This window comes from Streptomyces sp. NPDC057287 (genome assembly GCF_042667905.1).
Classification (GTDB): domain Bacteria; phylum Actinomycetota; class Actinomycetes; order Streptomycetales; family Streptomycetaceae; genus Streptomyces.
The window spans coordinates 134,197-152,548 of sequence record NZ_JBHUYV010000004.1 but is presented as its reverse complement, the minus strand read 5'-3'; the positions used below and the strand labels follow the sequence as shown (position 1 = coordinate 152,548).

The following is an 18,352-nucleotide window of genomic DNA, read 5'->3' as shown; positions in this document are numbered from 1 at the left end:
GGAGCGGAATTCCGGGCGGCGCCCTCCTGGCCTCCGTACGTTCGCCGCATGGACACCGTCGAGGTACTCCCTCCCTCAGCTGCACATGTTCCGCTTCCCCATCGGCCGGGCCTACCTGTGGCGTGACGGGGCGGACCTGACCCTGATCGACGCGGGCGGCGTGCGCGCGGCCGGCGCGATCGAGGACGGCGTGCGCCGGCTGGGCCTGGATCCGGGCCGGATCCGGCCCGAAGGGGAGCTCGCCACCGTCCTCCAGCTCGTGGTCGACCCGTGTGGGCGGCGCCTCGGGGACCGTCAGCGCATGGGCGTACCGGGGCCGTTCCCAGTCGTGCAGCACGGGGTCGGGCGCGCGTTCCCCGCTCCGGACGACGGGGCGTCCGACCGGTGGGCAAGGACCTCGCAGCCGTGGCGGTCCGCGAGCTCCTGGGCGGCCCCGTAGTGGTCGCGGTGGCCGTGGGTGAGGCGATGCCGGCGCGCGGGTGGCGCACTCCCCCGGGCGCACTCCCGGCTCCATCGCCGTTCACCTGCCGCGCGACGTCGTGCTGTGCACCGGGGACGCCGTGGCCGGGGTGGGCCGGGTGATGCAGGGAGTGTTCAACACCGGCCACACGCACCCGCGGTCGTCCTTCCGCCGGCTCGCCGCCCTGTCGCCCGCCGTCGCCTGCTTCGGCGCCCCGGTCACCGTCGGCACGGCGGCGGTCCTGCGGGCTGCCGCCGGGTGAACGGCGGCCCCCAGGGGGCTACCGGCCGCCCACGGGCACCCCGGCCTCCAGATTCAGCACGGTGGACCGCTCGCGGGCCCGCAGCGCCCAGCGGAGCCGCTCGAAGCGGGTCGGCGGGAGCATGCCGGCCGCTTCCTCCTCGGTGACGAACCGCCAGCCGCGCAGCTCGGAACCCGGCAGCAGCAGCTGTCCGGCCTCGTCACCGCAGAGGCGGCCGCCGTCGAACAGGAAGCGCAGTCCTCCGTACGCGGGCGGCTTCGGTGCCTCCCAGTCGACCACCAGGAGCTTCGGAACCGTGTCCAGGCGAAGCCCGAGCTCCTCCGCGACCTCCCGGATGCCCGCCTGCGCCGGGGCCTCTCCCGGCTCCACCACGCCGCCGGGGAACTCCCAGCCGGGTTTGTAGGTGGGGTCGACGAGCAGCACCCTGTCCTCCTCGTCGAAGAGCAGCACCCCGGATGCCACGGTCTCCGCACGCGGCTCGGGGGTCTGGACTATCCCGCACTCCCTGGCCTCACCGCTGCGCAGCGCTTCGGCGATGCGCTCGGCCGTCTCGTACGGGGTGAGGGCGCTGGTGTCGATCGTGTGGGCGTCCGCCCCGATCCACCCGAGCGCCGCACGGTAGGGCTCGATGTGCTCGTACGCCCACTGCCGGATCCGCTCGCTGTGCTCGGGGTCTCCGGCGCATTCCTCGCGCTCGGCTATCCGTCTCCGCAGGATCGTTTCGTCCGGTGCGAGCAGCACATGGCGCACCGGGATGCGCCTGGAGGCGAGTCCGCCGAAGATCTCGTCGCGGTAGTCCTGCCGGAGCAGGGTCATCGGCACCACCAGCACCCCGGGGAGTTCGGCGAGGAGCGCGGCGGCCGTGTCGACCACCATGCGCCGCCAGATCGGCAGGTCCTGGAAGTCGGTCACCTCGGCGAGCTTCTTCTGGGGCAGCAGCCTACGCAGCCCCCCGCCGGTGAGTCCGGGGTCGTAGAAGGTGCTGTTCGGGATCAGATCGATCAGTTCGCACGCGGCGCTGGTCTTGCCCGCACTGAACGCACCGTTGATCCAGACGATCACGGTTCCCCCTCTTCCGTAGCCCCCTGTGGCTTGCCCGCATCACCCCGCTCCGGAAACCCGCGGGGGTGATGCGGTTGCGCCGGCGCGTCCGCCGGGGGCATTCCACGGTACGGGCCCGGGCGGTCGCACTGCCGTAACGGGGGACGGCGGACGTCGTTGGAGCGGTCAGTCACTGGAACGACGAGGGGATACGCGGTGCGTCGCACGGTACTTGAGCAGTTTCCCGCGGGAGGGCCGCGGGGCAGCCGGCCCGCCGAGGAGTTCGCGGCGGCCCGCCGGGGCGAGGGCGTGGCGGCCGAAGTCGTGATGGACCTGGAGCGGGACGCCTTCCTGGTGGTGGTGCCCCAGCAGCCGCAGCAGCCCGCGGACCGCGGCCGCTGACACGAGGCCCCTGCCGGTGGGGGCTACGGCGCGGCGACGGCCCGCACGCCGTTCGCGATGCCGGGGCGGACCGTCGAGGCCGCGGCCGCCGCGCCCACCAGGCCCGCGTCGGTGCCCATCACCGCGGAGGTCACGGTGAGGCCCTGGACGAAGGAGAGGGTCGCGTAGTCGCGCAGGGACCTGCGCAGCGGCGCGAAGAGCACCTCGCCCGCACCGGCGACCCCTCCGCCGATCACGGCGATGTCGATGTCGGTCAGGGTGGCGGTGGCGGCGATGCCGGCGGCGAGTGCCTGGGCGGCCCTCTCGAAGGAGGCTGCGGCGACCGGGTCACCGGCCCGCGCGGCGGCGGCCACCGCCGCTGCCGTGGCATCGCCGTCCGGGCCGGGGCGCCAGCCGTTCTCCAGGGCCCGCCGGGCGATGTTCGGTCCGCTGGCGAGGCGCTCCACGCATCCGCGCGCGCCGCAGGGGCAGAGGTCGCCGTCCAGGTCGACGCTGATGTGACCGATGTGACCGGCGTTGCCGGAGGGGCCGGGGTGCAGCTTTCCTCCGAGTACGAGGCCACCGCCGACGCCGGTGGAGACGACCAGGCACAGCGCGTTGTCGTAGCCGCGGGCGGCGCCCAGCCAGTGTTCGGCCGCCGTCATCGCGACCCCGTCGCCGACGAGCGTGACCGGAAGTCCGCCGGTCGCCGCCGCCACCCGGTCGACCAGCGGGAAGTCGCGCCAGCCCGGGACGTTGACCGGACTGACCGTGCCGGCCGAGGCGTCCACGGGCCCCGCGGAGCCGATGCCCACCGCGCCGGCCCGGTGCCACAGCGGGGAGGCCGTCAGCTCCGCCAGGACATCGCCCACCGCGCCCATCACGGCCTCGGCGCCCTCACGGGCGGGCGTCGGGCGCTGTGCCCGCACGAGGAGGGAACCGCCGCCGTCCACCAACGCTCCGGCGATCTTGGTACCGCCGATGTCGAGCGCGGCGACGAGGTCGGTAAGCATCGGTGTGGACTCTCCGGAGGGTGGGGCGCAGGACCTGCGTCTTCAGTCAGATGGTCCACCCAGTCTCCATTCTCTTGACAACGTTGTCCAGGGCCTATGCTCGACGCCACAGCATCCGGCCCTCCCCGGCACCACCCGGCGGGGTCCGGAATCACCCGTTCCCGACGACAGGACAGCGCACCGTGGCCGAGACCGCCCGCCATTCCGAGTCCCGCTACGGCAACAGGCCGACCATGAAGGATGTGGCAGCCCGTGCCGGAGTGGGCCTCAAGACGGTCTCACGCGTGGTGAACAGCGAGCCCGGGGTCACCCCCGACACCGAGCGCCGCGTCCAGGAGGCGATCGAGGCTCTCGGGTTCCGGCGCAACGACAGCGCGCGCGTCCTGCGCAAGGGGCGTACCGCTTCCATCGGCCTGGTGCTGGAGGACCTGGCCGACCCCTTCTACGGCCCGCTGAGCCGCGCCGTGGAGGAAGTGGCCCGCGCCCACGGCGCGCTGCTGATCAACGGCTCCAGCGCCGAGGACCCCGAGCGCGAGCAGGAGCTCGTCCTCGCGCTCTGCGCCCGCCGGGTGGACGGCCTCATCGTGATCCCGGCCGGTGACGACCACCGCTATCTCGAACCCGAGATGAAGGCGGGCATCGCCACCGTGTTCGTCGACCGCCCGGCGGGCCGGGTGGACGCGGACATGGTCCTCTCGGACAGCTTCGGCGGCGCACGCGCGGGGGTCGCCCATCTGATCGCGCACGGCCACCGCAGGATCGGGTTCATCGGCGACCAGCCGCGGATCCACACCGCGACGGAACGTCTGCGCGGCTATCACGCGGCCCTGTCCGACGCCGGGATCGAGGTCGAGGACGCCTGGGTCTCCCTCGGGCCGACCGACCCGGCGCGGGTCAGGGCGGCAGCCGAGACCATGCTGAGCGGCCCCGAGCCGGTGACCGCGCTCTTCGCGGGCAACAACCGTGTGACGGTCACCGCCGTCCGCGTCCTGGCCGAGTGCGACCGCAGGATCGCCCTGGTCGGCTTCGACGACATCGAGCTGGCCGACCTGCTCGGCATCACGGTGATCTCGCAGGACGCCGCGGCGGTCGGCCGCACCGCGGCGGAACACCTGTTCCGCCGCCTGGACGGCGCCGCGCACGCCCCCGCGAGGGTGGAGCTCCCCACCAGGCTCATCCCCCGCGGCTCGGGGGAGCTGCCGCCCGCCTGAGGCGGACCGAACGGCGCCGTCACCGCCCGGGAGGGGGTACGGCGCCGTCACCGCCCCGGAGGGCCTACGGCGCCGTCACGGTCAGCCCGCCGCGGCGGGGCGAGGCGAAGCCGTCCAGATCCGCGCGGCTCAGACCGGTGAGGCCGGTGACCTCGTCGGTGTCCAGCGCTCCGCAGTCGATGCCGCGCAGCAGGTAGCCGCTGAGCGCCTTCGCGGTCGCGGGCTCGTCCATGACGTCCCCGCCCGCCTTGGCGACGTAGGCGGCGAGACGGCCCGCTGCCTGGCCGAGGCCCTCGCGGTAGAAGGTGTACACGGCGGCGTAGCGGGTGGGCAGATGCCCCGGGTGCATGTCCCAGCCCTGGTAGTAGGCGCGGGCCAGGGCACGGCGGGTGAGGCCGTAGTGGAGCCGCCAGGCGTCGTGGACCTGGGCGGTGGGTCCGACCGGGAGGACGTTCGTGGAGCCGTCGCAGACCCTCACACCGGTGCCCGCGGCGGCGACCTGCATGACGGCCTTGGCGTGGTCGGCGGCGGGGTGGTCGCCGGCCTGGTAGGCGGGGCTGACACCGACGCACGCGCTGTAGTCGAAGGTCCCGTAGTGCAGGCCGGTCGCCCGCCCCCGCGCGGCGTCGATCATGCGGGCCACCGCGGCGGTGCCGTCGGCGGCGAGGATCGACTGGCTCGTCTCGATCTGGATCTCGAACCCGATGCGCCCGGCCGGCAGGCCGTGGGTCTCCTCGAAGGCCTCCAGGAGCCGCACGAAGGCGGAGACCTGTTCGGGGTACGTCACCTTGGGCAGCGTCAGGACGAGCCCCTCGGGGAGGCCTCCGGCCCTCATCAGGCCGGTGAGAAAGATGTCGGTGGTCCTGATGCCCCGGTCGCGCACAGCGGCTTCCATGCACTTCATCCGGATGCCCGTGTACGGGGCCGCCGTCCCGTCGGCGTACGCCTGCGCGACCAGGCGCGCCGCACGCGCGGCGGCCTCGTCCTCCTCGGCGTCCGGTCGCGGTCCGTAGCCGTCCTCGAAGTCGATGCGCAGGTCCTCGACCGGCTCACGCTCCAGCTTGGCGCGGACCCGGTCGTGGACGGGTACGGCGAGCTCCTGGGGGATGCCGAGCACCCCGGCGAACGCGGAGGCGTCGGGGGCGTGCTCGTCGAGCGCCGCCAGCGCCTGGTCGCCCCAGGTGCGCAGGGTGGTGGCGGTGAAGGCGTCGGCGGGGACGTAGACGGTGTGGACGGGCTGGCGTGTACCGGGGTCCCCCGGGTAGCGGCGGGCGAGTTCGGCGTCCACCGCTGTGAGGGAGGCGCTGATGTCCTGACCGACCGCGCCGGCGAGGCTCGTTGCCACCTTCTCCTGCTGACCCATGACCGTCACCCTCCACGTGTTCAGTGATTTCCACTTCCCGGAATCTTTCATCCGCATAGTGAAGTTATAAGTCTCCTGGTCGTGCGTCAATGGTGATCGGAAACGGCCCGGGGCCGCGTGGTGAGGACACCACGCGGCCCCGGGCCGTCGTACGGGCAGAGCTCCTGCCGGGTCAGCCCTTGCGGGACTTGACCTCGTCGGTGAGCTGGGGGACCACGTTGAAGAGGTCGCCGACGACGCCGTAGTCGACGAGGTCGAAGATCGGGGCTTCGGCGTCCTTGTTGACCGCGACGATGGTCTTGGACGTCTGCATGCCGGCCCGGTGCTGGATCGCGCCGGAGATGCCGGAGGCGATGTACAGCTGCGGGGACACGCTCTTGCCGGTCTGGCCGACCTGGTTGGTGTGCGGGTACCAGCCGGCGTCGACCGCGGCGCGGGAGGCACCGACGGCCGCGCCGAGGGAGTCGGCGAGCGCCTCGATGATCGCGAAGTTCTCCGCGCCGTTGACTCCGCGGCCGCCGGAGACGACGATCGCGGCCTCGGTCAGGTCCGGGCGCCCGGTCGACTCGCGCGGGGTGCGGGAGAGGACCTTGGTGCCGGTGGCCGTCGCGGAGAAGGTGACGGCGAGGGCCTCGACGGCGCCCGCGGCCGGGGCGGCCTCGACGGCGGCCGAGTTCGGCTTGACCGTGATGACCGGAGTGCCCTTGGAGACACGGGACTTCGTGGTGTAGGAGGCGGCGAACGCCGACTGCGTGGCGACCGGGCCGGAGTCACCGGCCTCCAGGTCCACGGCGTCGGTGATGATGCCGGAGCCGGTGCGCAGCGCGAGGCGGGCCGCGATCTCCTTGGCCTCGGCCGAGGAGGGCAGCAGCACGGCGGCCGGGGACACCGCGTCGTAGGCGGCCTGGAGCGCGTCCACCTTCGGCACGACGAGGTAGTCGGAGAACTCCGGCGCGTCGGCGGTCAGCACCTTGACCGCGCCGTGCTCGGCGAGCACGGCGGCGGTGTCGGCGGCACCGTTGCCGAGCGCGACGGCGACCGGCTCGCCGATACGGCGGGCGAGCGTCAGCAGCTCCAGGGTGGGCTTGCGGACGGCACCGTCCACGTGGTCGACATAGACGAGAACTTCAGCCATGGGACTTCAATCTCCTGCGTGCGAAAGAGGCGGGGCGGTGAAGGGGACGACCGGGGCTCAGATGAACTTCTGGCCCGCGAGGAACTCGGCCAGCTGCTTGCCGCCCTCGCCCTCGTCCTTGACGATCGTGCCCGCCGTGCGGGCGGGACGCTCGGCCGCGGAGTCGACCGCGGTCCAGGAGCCGCCCAGCCCGACCTCGTCCGCCTCGATCTCGAGGTCCTCGAGGTCCAGGGACTCGACCGGCTTCTTCTTGGCCGCCATGATGCCCTTGAACGACGGGTAGCGGGCCTCGCCCGACTGGTCGGTCACGGAGACGACCGCGGGGAGGGACGCCTCGAGCTGCTCGCTCGCGGTGTCGCCGTCACGGCGGCCCTTGACCGAGCCGCCCTCGACCGAGACCTCGGAGAGCAGCGTGACCTGCGGGACGCCGAGGCGCTCCGCGAGCAGCGCCGGAAGGACGCCCATGGTGCCGTCCGTCGACGCCATGCCGCAGATGACCAGGTCGTAACCGGTCTTCTCGACGGCCTTGGCCAGCACCAGGGAGGTGCCGATGACGTCGGTGCCGTGCAGGTCGTCGTCCTCGACGTGGACGGCCTTGTCGGCGCCCATGGACAGCGCCTTGCGCAGCGCGTCCTTGGCGTCCTCGGGACCCACCGTGAGGACGGTGATCTCCGCGTCGTCCGCCTCGCCGGCGATCTGCAGCGCCTGCTCGACCGCGTACTCGTCGAGCTCCGACAGCAGACCGTCGACGTCGTCACGGTCCAGGGTCAGGTCATCGGCGAAATGCCGGTCGCCAGTGGCGTCGGGCACGTACTTCACACAGACAACGATCCTCAAGCTCACGCCGGCTCTCCTACTGCATCGTCATTTCTGGGCTGCCTTGTTGCACGCAGCATAGGCGCCTTATCGGGCGGTTTCCGGTCGGGGCGACCGGGCCCGGCGACTGAAATATTACTCGCCAGTACACCCAGTACGTTACCCATAAGCAAGCGCTTGGAACTGTGACGTAGCCAACGACCGGTCCCTGGTGGCGGCTTGCTCGCGCTCAGTCTCGCAGAGCGGTGAATCGGCCCTGGTGGTAGACCAGCGGCCGGCCTCCTCCGGAGGGGTCCCCGGCCACCACCTGGGCGATCACGATGCGGTGGTCGCCCGCCGGGATCCGGGTCACCACCCGGCAGACCAGCCAGGCCACCACTCCCCCGAGGAGAGGCACCCCCTCCGGGCCGGTGCGCCAGTCGGTGGCCGGGCCGAACCGGTCGGCCCCGCTGCGTGCGAACGTCGCCGCCAGCTCCCGCTGGTCCTCGCCGAGTATGTGCACTCCGACGTGCTCCGCCCCCGCGACGACGGGCCAGCTGGAGGACGAGGTGCCCACACCGAAGGAGATGAGCGGAGGCTCGGCGGCGACCGAGTTGAGCGAGGTCGCGGTGAAACCGACGGGGCCCTCTCCCGCTGCGGTGATCACGGCCACTCCGGCGGCGTGCTGCCGGAAGACGGAGCGGAGGAGGTCGGGGTCGGCGGTCCGTGGAGTGCCGAGATCGGGCGAAGCCGTCATGGAGAGATCCTTCTGCGAGGAGGCGTACGGGTCCGTGGGTTCTTCAGGCACCCGGACAGCGCGCGCTCGCGTGGCGCACGAGGTCGACATGGACCCGGCCGAAGAGAAGGAGTTCTGGCGGCATAGCGTCAGAGTGACGATGCGTGGTGCGCACAGTCAAGTGTGTCCCGTCATGTGGGAGATGCGTCACGGTCCGTCACATCGCCTGCCCCAGTGCGGCGACGACGTCCGCCGTGCGGGGCTGACCCGCCGCCCGGCGCACGACGCGGCCCGTCGCGTCGAGCACCAGGACCGTGGGGGTCCGGCTGATGCCCAGGCTGCGTACGAGCGCGAGATGCGCCTCGGCGTCGATCTCGACGTGGGTGACGCCTTCGACCATCCCCGCCACCTCCGCGAGCGTGCGCCGGGTGGCACGGCACGGCTGGCAGAACGCGCTGGAGAACTGCACCAGCGTGGCCCGATTGCCCAGTTCCGCGCCGAGTTGAGCCGCGTCCAACGTGTCGGCACTCGTCTGCCCGCCCATCTCCGCCTCCCTCTCATATGTCTGCGCAGAGCGTCAGCACCCTGCGACCGCATTACATTCCCGGAAGATTCACGTGACGAGAATCTCCCGCCCCGGGCCCTTTGGGGCTGGCCACGGCGTCGCACATGGGGCACGATCGCCCCAATGCCGAAAACCTACGGCTGCGTAACTTCCGCCGGGAGAACCCTCCCCAGGCATTGAAGAAGGGTCTTCATCCAGATGGCAGAACTCGTCTATCGGCCGGTCATCGGCGCCGCTCGCACGCTGTTCAAGGCGCTCGACCTGAAGATCGACACCCAGGGTTCGGAGCACATCCCGAAGACCGGTGGCGCGGTTCTGGTCAGCAACCACATCAGCTATCTGGACTTCATCTTCACCGGACTCGGCGCCCTCCCCCAGAAGCGGCTCGTCCGCTTCATGGCGAAGGAGTCGGTGTTCCGGCACAAGGTGTCGGGACCGCTGATGCGCGGCATGAAGCACATCCCCGTCGACCGCAACCAGGGCGAGGACGCCTACGCGCACGCCCTCGCGTCCCTGCGCTCGGGCGAGATCGTCGGTGTGTTCCCCGAGGCGACCATCTCGCAGTCCTTCACACTGAAGAGCTTCAAGTCGGGCGCCGCGCGGCTGGCCCAGGAGGCCGGCGTCCCGCTGATCCCGATGGCGCTGTGGGGCACCCAGCGGCTGTGGACCAAGGGGCGCCCGCGCAATTTCCGGCGCAGCCACACCCCGATCACGATCCGCGTGGGCGAGGCCATGGAGGCTCCCACCGACCAGTACGCGGGGGCGATCACCCGCCGTCTGCGCGAGCGCGTCCAGGAGCTCCTCGAGGCGGCGCAGCGCTCCTATCCGGTACGGCCCAAGGACGCGGCCGACACCTGGTGGGTACCGGCGCACCTCGGCGGTACGGCTCCGACGCCCGCAGAGGTGCGCGAGCACGGCTGACGGGCCGCACGGCGGAGGAAACGTCACGCCGGGTCGCGGAGGGCCGTCGTGCCGCGCCGCGGCCCGTCCTCCGCACCGCGCCCGGCCCGTGAAACGCGTGTACGGCCGACCGGATGCAACGCATCTCAGGTCGGCCGTACACGCGTTTCCGCTACTGCCGGGCCATCTCTTCCTTGAGCGCCAGCAGGAAGGCGTCGACATCGTCCTCACGGGTGTCGAAGGCGCACATCCAGCGGACGTCCCCCGCCTTCTCGTCCCAGAAGTAGAACCGGAACCGCTTCTGCAGCCGTTCGGTCACCTCGTGCGGCAGCCGCGCGAAGACCGCGTTGGCCTGGACCGGGTGGAGGATCTCCACACCGTCCACCGCCCGGACCCCCTCGGCGAGCCGCTGGGCCATGGCGTTGGCGTGGCGTGCGTTGCGCAGCCAGAGGTCCCGCGCGAGGAGCGCCTCGAGCTGGACCGAGACGAAACGCATCTTGGAGGCGAGCTGCATCGACAGCTTGCGCAGATGCTTCATGGCCCGGACGGAGTCCGGGTCCAGGACCACGACGGCCTCGCCGAAGAGCGCGCCGTTCTTGGTGCCGCCGAACGAGAGCACGTCGACACCCACCGTGTTGGTGAACGTACGCATCGGCACGTCCAGCGACGCGGCGGCGTTCGCTATCCGGGCTCCGTCGAGGTGCACCTTCATGCCCCGCTCGTGGGCGTGGTCGCAGACGGCCCGGATCTCGTCGGGCGTGTAGACGGTGCCCAGCTCGGTGTTCTGGGTGATCGAGACGACCTGCGGCATCGCCCGGTGCTCGTCCTCCCAGCCGTACGCCTCCCGGTCGATGAGCTCCGGGGTCAGCTTGCCGTCCGTTGTCGGCACGGTGAGCAGCTTCAGTCCGCCCACCCGCTCCGGCGCCCCGCCCTCGTCCACGTTGATGTGGGCGGACTCGGCGCAGATCACGGCGCCCCAGCGGTCGGTCAGCGCCTGGAGGGCGAGGACGTTCGCTCCGGTGCCGTTGAAGACCGGGAAGGCTTCGGCGGTGGGGCCGAAATGGCTGTGCATGATCCGCTGGAGGTGCCCGGTGTAGTCGTCCTCGCCGTAGGCGACCTGATGGCCGCCGTTGGCGAGTGCGAGGGCGGCGAGAACCTCCGGGTGCACTCCGGCGTAGTTGTCACTGGCGAAACCGCGCACCCGCGGGTCGTGGTGACGTCGCGCGTCGGTCCTTACGGTTGCGGGGTCAGCCACAGACGCTTTCCGTTCACTTCTCCGGCGGGCACGTCCCAGACGCCGGCGATGGCCTCGGCCAGCTCCTTGACGTCCGTGAAGCCCGCGAACTTCGCATTCGGGCGCTCGGCGCGCATCGCGTCGTGCACCAGTGCCTTGACCACCAGGATCGCAGCAGCCGATGTGGGGCCCGCGTCGCCCCCCGCCTTGCGGAAGGCGTCGGCGAGGGCGAGCGTCCAGGCCTCGGCCGCCGCCTTGGACGCGGCGTAGGCCGCGTTGCCGGCGGTGGGGCTGCTGGCGCCGGCCGCGCTGATCAGCAGGTACCGGCCCCGGTCGCTCCGCTGGAGCACCTCCTGGAAGGCCAGCGAGGTGGACTGGACGGTACGGATCAGCAGTTTCTCGAGGAAGTCCCAGTCGGCGAGGCTGGTGTCCGCGAAGCCCGCGCCGCCGCGCCAGCCACCGACGAGGTGGACCAGGCCGTCGACGCGTCCGAATTCCTTCTCGGTCTTGAGGGCCCACTCCCGCGCCGCCCCCGGGTCGAGAAGATCGACCGTGTCGCCGGTGACGGTCGCTCCGCCGTGGGCGTAGCGAGCCGCGTCGACCGCTTCGACGAGCCGCTCGGGATTCGCGTCGGAGGCGACCACGGTCGCTCCCGCCTCGGCGAGCCTGAGCAGGGTCGCCCGGCCCGCAGGGCCCGCCGCACCCGCCACCGCGATCACCGCGCCCTCGAGCACACCGCTGTTGGCCCCGACTGTTCCGTTCATCGCCACCGCCTCCTCAGAACCCGCGCTCACGCAGCTGCCCGCCCGGCCTCCGCCGCAGTGATCCCCTTGGTCGAGGCGATCACGTGCTTCAGCTTCTTGGAGAGCGCCTCATAGAACATGCTCAGGGGAAACTCGTCCGGAAGCACGTCGTCGACGAGCTTCCGAGGCGGTTGATCGAGGTCCAGGGCGTCCGGTCCCTTGGCCCAGCGGGATCCCGGGTGGGGTGAGAGATAGGTCGAGACCAGGTCGTACGCCGCGAACCAGTGCACCAGCTTGGGGCGGTCGATGCCGTCGCGGTAGAGCTTCTCGATCTCTTCGCAGAGCTGGTTGGTGACCTGCGGGGCCCGGGCCCAGTCGATCTTGAGGGTGTTGTCCGTCCAGCGGACGACGTCGTGCTTGTGGAGGTAGGCGAAGAGGAGCTGGCCTCCGAGGCCGTCGTAGTTGCGCACGCGCTCGCCGGTGACGGGGAAGCGGAACATCCGGTCGAAGAGCACGGCGAACTGGACGTCACGCCCCTGCCCGAAGCCGTCGGCCTCCAGCTTCACGGCCTCCCGGAAGGCGGTGAGGTCGCAGCGGAGCTCCTCGAGGCCGTACATCCAGAACGGCTGGCGCTGCTTGATCATGAAGGGGTCGAACGGCAGGTCGCCGTGGCTGTGCGTGCGGTCGTGGACCATGTCCCAGAGCACGAAGGCCTGCTCGCAGCGCTTCTGGTCGCCGAGCATCTCCCGGATGTCGTCGGGCAGCTCCAGGCCCAGCAGGTCGACCGACGCCTCGGTCACGCGGCGGAAGCGGGCTGCCTCGCGGTCGCAGAAGATGCCGCCCCAGCTGAAGCGCTCCGGCGCCTCGCGCACGGCGATGGTCTCGGGGAAGAGCACGGCGGAGTTGGTGTCGTATCCCGAGGTGAAGTCCTCGAACGTGATGCCGCAGAACAGCGGGTTGTCGTAGCGCGTGGCCTCGAGGTCGGCGAGCCACTCGGGCCACACCATCCGCAGCACGACCGCTTCGAGATTGCGGTCCGGATTCCCGTTCTGCGTGTACATCGCGAACACGACCAGGTGCTGGAGGCCGTCGGCGCGGCCCTTCGCGGGCTGGAAGGCGAGCAGGGAGTCGAGGAAGTCCGGGACGTCGAAGCCGCCCGCGGCCCATCGGCGCAGGTCGGCGACGAGCGCACGGTGGTATGCGTCGTCGTGCGGGAGCAGCGGGGAGAGCTGCTCGACCGCGGCGACCACACGCTCGACGACGGCCGTGGCCGCCTCGGGGGCCGGAGCGCCGTCCGCCCGGAAGTCTATGGAGCCGTCCTCGGCCTGCCAGGGGCGGAGCTCCTCCACGGCGCTCTTGAGCGACGGCCAGGCAGGGTGCTCCACGACCCGCTGGGCCGCGGTCGTCCCGCCGGTGGCGGTGGCTTGCTCAAGAATTTCCGTCATGACACTTCCTTCACGGGAGAACCTCGCGTCAAGCAACCGTATCCATGCCCGGTTCCTTCAGACAAGTGGAGGGCAGAAGATTATCCTGCCGCCTCCCATGTTCACCGTTATTTTTCCTGCCACACCTCCCTCCGGCAACTTCTTCCGCCGGGTCGGCCGGGCCGTGGCCGTCCGCACGCGCGAACTGGTTCCCTGTGGGTAGGTGCCGCACGCGGGGCAACACGACGGACGGAAGCGGGAGTGCCTTGACTTTTCTCACCATCGGTCATCGCGGGGTCATGGGTGTCGAACCGGAGAACACGCTGCGCTCGTTCGCGCACGCGGAGCAGGCCGGCATGGACGCGGTCGAGCTGGATCTCCATCTCAGCAAGGACGGCGCGCTCGCCGTGATGCACGACGCCGCCGTGGACCGCACGACGGACGGGCGGGGCCTGATCGCCGACAAGACCCTGGCGGAGCTCCGCGAGCTCGACGCCGGACAGGGTGAGCGGGTGCCCGTCTTCGAGGAGGTCCTCGATGCGGTCGGCTCGCCCGTCCAGGCCGAGATCAAGGACGTGGCGGCCGCCAGGGCGCTGGCCGAGGTGATGCTGCGACGCGACCTGCCCGGGCGCGTGGAGGTGTCCTCGTTCCACGACGAGGCCGTCGCCGAGATCGCGCAGCTGGTACCGGGTGTGCGGACGGTGCTCATCGCCAGCCGCTGGGAGAGCGACGTGGTGGACCGGGCGAAGGCGGTGGGCGCCGCGACGCTCGCCCTGAACATCCGGCGCCTGACACTCGAGGTGGTCGAGCAGGCGCACGCGGAGGGCCTGAAGGTGATCGGCTGGGTGGTCAACACCCCGGACCACCTGCGCCTCGCCCGTGCGCTCGGCCTGGACGGCGCGACGACCGACTACCCGGAGATCCGGCGCGCGGGCCGCTTCACCGCGTGAGACGGCCCGCGCACCCCGGGCGCTCCCCCGCGCCCTACAGCTCCTTGACCAGCAGCTCGAACGCGAGGTCGTCGCGCTGCGGGATGCCGAAGCGCTCGTCGCCGTACGGGAAGGGCGTCAGCTCTCCCGTACGGCGGTAGCCGCGGCGCTCGTACCAGGCGACGAGCTCCTGGCGGACCGAGATCACCGTCATCTGCATCTCGCTCGCGCCCCACTCCTCACGGGCCGTGCGTTCCGCCTCGGCGATGATCATCTTGCCGAGGCCGGCGCCCTGCAGCTCCGGCTTGACCGCGAACATGCCGAAGTACGCGGCCCTGCCACGGTGTTCGAGCTGGCAGCAGGCGACCGGGGCACCGTCCAGTTCGGCGACGAGGACCCGGCCCGAGGTCGCCGCGAGCACCTCGCGCACCCCGTCGGCGTCGGTCCGCTGCCCCTGGAGGATGTCCGCCTCGGTGGTCCACCCGGCCCGGCTCGCGTCGCCCCGGTAGGCACTCTCCACGAGTCGCACGAGGACCGGCACATCGTCCTCGCTCGCGTCGCGGAAGGTCAGTTCTGCCCGTGCCGTGGCCGGTGCGATGTCCATGTGGCTCTTCTCCCGTGGTGTGCTGCCGCTGTGCATTCCCGAGACTAACCCGGCGCCGACCGCCCCCCGCAGGCCCGGGCGCGCTCCCCCAGTACCCCAATGCGCCCCGGTAGGAGCGCCCGGAGCGGGGCATCGATGGGACGACACCGGCGTCATTTCGCCGCAGGGGGAGGTGCACCGTGCACGGACCGGCTCTGACCGGCTGGCTGCTCATGGCGTTGTGCGGGGCCACGGGGGCGTACTGCCTGCTGCGGACCCGCACCGGCACGGAGCGGGAGCGCGGATCGGCGCGCGCGGAAGCGCTGATGGGATTCGGAATGGCCGCGATGGCGGTGCCCGCCGCCCTGCTCACTCTCCCGGACTGGATGTGGGTGGCCTACGCGGTGGTCTTCGGTGCCGCCGCGCTGCACGCCGTCGCGCATGCCAGGGACGGCGGACACCACCTGCACCATCTGGTCGGCTCGCTGGCCATGGTCTACATGGCCGTGACCATGGCGCCGGGGGCGGGCCACGCGCCGGAGGGCGGCCATCCCGGCCACGGAGCGGCGGCTGCCGGAGGAGCGGGAGGCGTGCCCGTACTGACCGGAGCGTTGCTCGTGTACTACGGGCTGTACGTCCTGCACTCGGCGGGCCGGCTGATACCGGCCCCCGCACCCGTCGGCGTCCCGGTCGGCGGCAGGGGTGGCGCCCTGACGGGGCCGGGCGAGCGGAGGGAGCTGGCCCTGGCATGCAGACTGGCCATGGGGACGGCCATGTTCGCCATGCTGCTCGCCCTGTGAGACAAAAGGCCCCGCACCCCGTGTCCTACGTCACTTGCCGCGCACGCCCATACCCGTGAACACCCCGCGCTCATAGGCTGACGTCCATGTTGGTCTCCCTCGTGCTGCTGCTGCTCGGTGCGCTGGCCGCCGTCGTGGCCCCGGGTCTGATGGCGAGGGCCCGGTGGCCCGAGCGTGAGCCGGTCGTGGCCCTGTGGGTCTGGCAGTGCGTGGTCGCGGGAGTCCTGTTGTCGTTCGGGCTCTCCATGACCCTGAGTGCGGCCGCCGCCTGGCAGGCCGTCCGCGGCCATGTGTTCGCACCCGCCCCGCACGGAGTGGTCGAGGCCTACGCCCTGGGGGCGTACGGGCCGTGGTCGGCGGTCATCGCCGTCCTGCTGGCCCTGGGCGGCGTATGGACGGCCGCCATGCTCGTGCGGGAGATCCACCGGGCCCGTTCCCGCCGCAGGCGGCGGCGCACCGAACTGCTGGTCCGCTCCCCGCTGATGCCGGGCGAGGAACCCGGCAGCGGGCGCCTGGTGGTGCTGGAGGGGGAACGGCCCGATGCGTGGTGGCTGCCGGGGTCGGCTCCCCAACTGGTCATCACCACCGCCGCGCTCGGCCGCCTGAAGGGGCGTCAGCTCGACGCCGTGCTGGCCCACGAGCAGGGCCACGCGCAGGCCCGCCACGACTGGCTCCTGCACTGCTCGGGCGCGCTCGCGACCGGATTCCCGCAGGTGCCGGTGTTCGCGGCGTTCCGCGACGAGATGCACCACCTCGTCGAACTGGCCGCGGACGATGTGGCGTCGCGGCGCTTCGGGCGCCTCACGATCGCTCTCGCCCTCGTCGAACTCAACGAGGACCGCGGCGTGTTCGGCGCCGCGCCGGCCTCCGGCGCCCATGTGCCCCTCAGGGTCAACCGTCTGCTCACCCCGGTGGAGCGGCTCACCGCTGGCCGCCGGCTGCGGCTGACCGCCGCCGCGGCGCTGGTGCCCGTCGTACCGCTGCTGGTGGCCTTCGTGCCGGGACTCAGGGCGCTGGGATAGCTTCGCGCACGGATCGTGCCGCAGGATCGTCCCCATGCACTCCCCTCCCCCGCGCACCCGGCCCCCCTTCCTCGTCACAGGCCTCGTCTGCGCCGCACTGTCCCTCGTCCTGCTGGTGCTGGTCGCGGTGCGCCTGCCGCCCCTGATGTCGCTGGACACCACGGTGGCCGAGGCACTGCACCGCCGAGCGGTGACCGAGCCGGGGCTGGTCCAGGTCAACCGCGTGCTGACGGACTGGGTGTGGGATCCCTGGACGATGCGCGCGCTGACCGCCGTCGTCGTCATCGCGCTGTGGTGGCGCGGCTCACGGCTGCTCGCCGGGTGGGTCGCCGCGACCAGCCTCCTCGCCACGCTCGTACAGCAGGGACTGAAGGCCGCCGTGGGCAGGGAGCGGCCGCGATGGGCCGATCCGGTGGACTCGGCTCAGTACGCCGCCTTCCCCTCGGGACATGTCATGACCGCCGCCGTGACCTGCGGGCTGCTGCTGTGGCTGCTGCGCCTGCACGGCGCGCAGGCCCCTCTGTGGTGGGGCGCGCCGGCGCTTGCCGTGGTCTCGGTGGCCGGTGTGGCGTTCACGCGCGTGTACCTGGGCGTGCACTGGGTGAGCGACGTGCTGGGCGGCGCGCTGCTGGGCGGCTCCGTGGTCGCGCTCTCCGTTGCCGGACACACCGCGTACACCGGCCGCACCCGGCAGCCGGCCGGCGGTGGCGACAGCCCCTTGTAGGCACCGCCCGGGACGGCGATGATCGGCTTCATGCAGACCAAGGGCGTACTTTTCGACTTCTCCGGGACCCTCTTTCGGATCGAGCCCGTCGCCGCGTGGCTGCGCGCCGTCCTGGACGCACGGGGCATTCCCATGGAGCCGGCCGGCTTCGAGCGGTGCGTGCGCCGGCTGACCGACGCCGGAGCGCTCCCCGGAGGGCCGCCCCCCGAGCGGGTCCCGCCGGAGCTGGCGGCCGCCTGGGCCGGTCGCGACAGCAGCGCGGAGCTGCACCGGGAGGCCTACACGGGTCTTGCCCGCCAGGGGGACCTCCCGGACCCCGCCCTGCACGACGCGCTGTACGACCGCCACATGAGCCCTGAGGCCTGGCAGCCGTATCCGGACGCGGCCGAGGTCCTGCGCGGGCTCCGCCGCAGCGGTGTCACGGTCGGTGTCGTGAGCAACATCGGCTGGGACCTGCGGCCCGTGTTCCGGGCACACGGCCTGGACGGGCTGATCGACGCGTATGTCCTGTCCTACGAACACGGCACGCAGAAGCCCGATCCGCGCCTGTTCCGCACGGCGTGCGCCCTGCTGGGGCACGACCCCGCGGACGTGGTCATGGTCGGTGACGACCGCCGGGCGGACGCCGGCGCGGCCGTTCCGGGGTGTGAGGTGCGTTTCGTGGACCCTCTGCCCGTGGCGGACCGGCCGGACGGTCTGCGGGCGCTCGGCCTGCCGGGAACGGACGGTGGAGCACCCGGGAGCCACGGATCGTGAAGGATTCCGGGAGAAGGTGTGAGGGATATCCCTGTCCCTGAGTGGGGTCAACCGCCCGCCGGGGGTTTAGCTTGGTGGACATGTCCCCGTATCCGAACCCGTCCGTCGCCGTGCGCCCCGCCTCCGTGGTCAATGAAGAGATCCGGACCTTGTGGCAGCGCTCGGGCGGACTGCTGTCCCCGGACGACGAGACGGAGTATCAGCGGCTGCTCGTGGAGTGGGCCGCGGCCGCGGGCACGAGTGTCCGGCCGGCCGCCTGAGCCTCGGGCCGTTCC

21 protein-coding genes and 1 pseudogene are annotated in these 18,352 nt (G+C 71.9%); 10 read left to right on the top strand and 12 right to left on the bottom strand.

Going from position 1 to position 18,352, the window contains the following annotated elements:
• Positions 1-294 precede the first annotated feature (294 nt).
• A pseudogene (locus ACFUNE_RS09505) lies at positions 295-417 on the bottom strand (hypothetical protein); the annotation flags it as partial.
• 62 nt (positions 418-479) lie between these two features.
• Here ACFUNE_RS09505 and ACFUNE_RS09500 point away from each other — a divergent pair.
• Positions 480-722, top strand: coding sequence for an MBL fold metallo-hydrolase (locus ACFUNE_RS09500; protein WP_383564418.1), 243 nt, complete (start codon positions 480-482; stop codon positions 720-722).
• An 18-nt stretch (positions 723-740) separates the two neighbouring features.
• On the opposite strand, the gene ACFUNE_RS09495 is transcribed toward ACFUNE_RS09500, so the two are convergent.
• Positions 741-1,784, bottom strand: coding sequence for an NUDIX domain-containing protein (locus ACFUNE_RS09495; RefSeq protein ID WP_383564416.1), 1,044 nt, complete (start codon positions 1,782-1,784; stop codon positions 741-743).
• A gap of 195 nt (positions 1,785-1,979) precedes the next feature.
• Here ACFUNE_RS09495 and ACFUNE_RS09490 point away from each other — a divergent pair, with 195 nt between their 5' ends.
• Positions 1,980-2,165, top strand: a complete 186-nt coding sequence (locus ACFUNE_RS09490) for a hypothetical protein (protein ID WP_383564414.1) — start codon at positions 1,980-1,982, stop codon at positions 2,163-2,165.
• A 23-nt stretch (positions 2,166-2,188) separates the two neighbouring features.
• Here the strand turns inward: ACFUNE_RS09490 and ACFUNE_RS09485 are convergent, their stop codons facing one another.
• A complete protein-coding gene (locus tag ACFUNE_RS09485) occupies positions 2,189-3,157 on the bottom strand; it encodes an ROK family protein (protein WP_383564412.1) in 969 nt (322 codons plus the stop codon).
• 182 nt (positions 3,158-3,339) lie between these two features.
• Here ACFUNE_RS09485 and ACFUNE_RS09480 point away from each other — a divergent pair, with 182 nt between their 5' ends.
• The gene (locus ACFUNE_RS09480) at positions 3,340-4,368 is read left to right on the top strand and encodes a LacI family DNA-binding transcriptional regulator (RefSeq protein ID WP_383564410.1); all 1,029 of its coding nucleotides are present in this window, start codon (positions 3,340-3,342) and stop codon (positions 4,366-4,368) included.
• 64 nt (positions 4,369-4,432) lie between these two features.
• Here the strand turns inward: ACFUNE_RS09480 and ACFUNE_RS09475 are convergent, their stop codons facing one another.
• From ACFUNE_RS09475 to ACFUNE_RS09455, 5 genes are all read right to left on the bottom strand, one after another.
• On the bottom strand, positions 4,433-5,731 hold the full coding sequence (locus tag ACFUNE_RS09475; RefSeq protein WP_383564408.1) for a DUF6986 family protein: 1,299 nt from the start codon (positions 5,729-5,731) through the stop codon (positions 4,433-4,435).
• Between the two features lie 172 nt (positions 5,732-5,903).
• Positions 5,904-6,866: an electron transfer flavoprotein subunit alpha/FixB family protein gene (locus tag ACFUNE_RS09470; RefSeq protein ID WP_383564406.1), complete on the bottom strand. Its 963-nt coding sequence runs from the start codon at positions 6,864-6,866 to the stop codon at positions 5,904-5,906.
• 57 nt (positions 6,867-6,923) lie between these two features.
• Positions 6,924-7,709 (bottom strand): electron transfer flavoprotein subunit beta/FixA family protein, encoded by a 786-nt coding sequence (locus tag ACFUNE_RS09465; protein ID WP_383564404.1) that lies wholly within the window; start codon positions 7,707-7,709, stop codon positions 6,924-6,926.
• A gap of 202 nt (positions 7,710-7,911) precedes the next feature.
• Positions 7,912-8,418: a flavin reductase family protein gene (locus tag ACFUNE_RS09460; RefSeq protein WP_383564402.1), complete on the bottom strand. Its 507-nt coding sequence runs from the start codon at positions 8,416-8,418 to the stop codon at positions 7,912-7,914.
• 196 nt (positions 8,419-8,614) lie between these two features.
• Positions 8,615-8,941, bottom strand: coding sequence for a TlpA family protein disulfide reductase (locus ACFUNE_RS09455; RefSeq protein ID WP_383564400.1), 327 nt, complete (start codon positions 8,939-8,941; stop codon positions 8,615-8,617).
• A 219-nt stretch (positions 8,942-9,160) separates the two neighbouring features.
• Here ACFUNE_RS09455 and ACFUNE_RS09450 point away from each other — a divergent pair, with 219 nt between their 5' ends.
• Positions 9,161-9,883 carry a lysophospholipid acyltransferase family protein gene (locus tag ACFUNE_RS09450; RefSeq protein WP_383564398.1) on the top strand — a complete coding sequence of 241 codons (723 nt, stop codon included), beginning with the start codon at positions 9,161-9,163 and terminating at the stop codon, positions 9,881-9,883.
• Positions 9,884-10,034: 151 nt separating this feature from the next.
• Here ACFUNE_RS09450 and ACFUNE_RS09445 read toward each other — a convergent pair whose 3' ends face one another.
• Genes ACFUNE_RS09445 through ACFUNE_RS09435 form a run of 3 tightly spaced genes read right to left on the bottom strand, consistent with a single transcriptional unit; the run spans position 10,035 to position 13,284 of the window.
• Positions 10,035-11,117, bottom strand: a complete 1,083-nt coding sequence (locus ACFUNE_RS09445; RefSeq protein ID WP_383564396.1) for a threonine aldolase family protein — start codon at positions 11,115-11,117, stop codon at positions 10,035-10,037.
• Positions 11,096-11,860 (bottom strand): SDR family NAD(P)-dependent oxidoreductase, encoded by a 765-nt coding sequence (locus ACFUNE_RS09440; protein ID WP_383564394.1) that lies wholly within the window; start codon positions 11,858-11,860, stop codon positions 11,096-11,098. The genes ACFUNE_RS09445 and ACFUNE_RS09440 overlap by 22 nt, the downstream gene beginning before the upstream one ends.
• A 26-nt stretch (positions 11,861-11,886) precedes the next feature.
• Positions 11,887-13,284: a DUF6421 family protein gene (locus tag ACFUNE_RS09435; protein ID WP_383564392.1), complete on the bottom strand. Its 1,398-nt coding sequence runs from the start codon at positions 13,282-13,284 to the stop codon at positions 11,887-11,889.
• 278 nt (positions 13,285-13,562) lie between these two features.
• Here ACFUNE_RS09435 and ACFUNE_RS09430 point away from each other — a divergent pair, with 278 nt between their 5' ends.
• A complete protein-coding gene (locus ACFUNE_RS09430; RefSeq protein ID WP_383564390.1) occupies positions 13,563-14,213 on the top strand; it encodes a glycerophosphodiester phosphodiesterase in 651 nt (216 codons plus the stop codon).
• A 34-nt stretch (positions 14,214-14,247) separates the two neighbouring features.
• On the opposite strand, the gene ACFUNE_RS09425 is transcribed toward ACFUNE_RS09430, so the two are convergent.
• On the bottom strand, positions 14,248-14,796 hold the full coding sequence (locus ACFUNE_RS09425; RefSeq protein ID WP_383564388.1) for a GNAT family N-acetyltransferase: 549 nt from the start codon (positions 14,794-14,796) through the stop codon (positions 14,248-14,250).
• 179 nt (positions 14,797-14,975) lie between these two features.
• Between ACFUNE_RS09425 and ACFUNE_RS09420 the strand changes: the two genes are divergently transcribed.
• From ACFUNE_RS09420 to ACFUNE_RS09400, 5 genes are all read left to right on the top strand, one after another.
• A complete protein-coding gene (locus ACFUNE_RS09420) occupies positions 14,976-15,575 on the top strand; it encodes a DUF5134 domain-containing protein (protein WP_383564386.1) in 600 nt (199 codons plus the stop codon).
• A gap of 86 nt (positions 15,576-15,661) precedes the next feature.
• Positions 15,662-16,597 (top strand): M56 family metallopeptidase, encoded by a 936-nt coding sequence (locus ACFUNE_RS09415; protein ID WP_383564384.1) that lies wholly within the window; start codon positions 15,662-15,664, stop codon positions 16,595-16,597.
• Positions 16,598-16,631: 34 nt separating this feature from the next.
• Complete coding sequence (locus ACFUNE_RS09410; protein ID WP_383564382.1) at positions 16,632-17,321, top strand: phosphatase PAP2 family protein; 690 nt, start codon at positions 16,632-16,634, stop codon at positions 17,319-17,321.
• A 30-nt stretch (positions 17,322-17,351) separates the two neighbouring features.
• Complete coding sequence (locus ACFUNE_RS09405) at positions 17,352-18,077, top strand: HAD family hydrolase (RefSeq protein WP_383564380.1); 726 nt, start codon at positions 17,352-17,354, stop codon at positions 18,075-18,077.
• Positions 18,078-18,157: 80 nt separating this feature from the next.
• Positions 18,158-18,337 (top strand): hypothetical protein, encoded by a 180-nt coding sequence (locus tag ACFUNE_RS09400; protein ID WP_383564378.1) that lies wholly within the window; start codon positions 18,158-18,160, stop codon positions 18,335-18,337.
• The last annotated feature ends 15 nt before the right edge of the window (positions 18,338-18,352 follow it).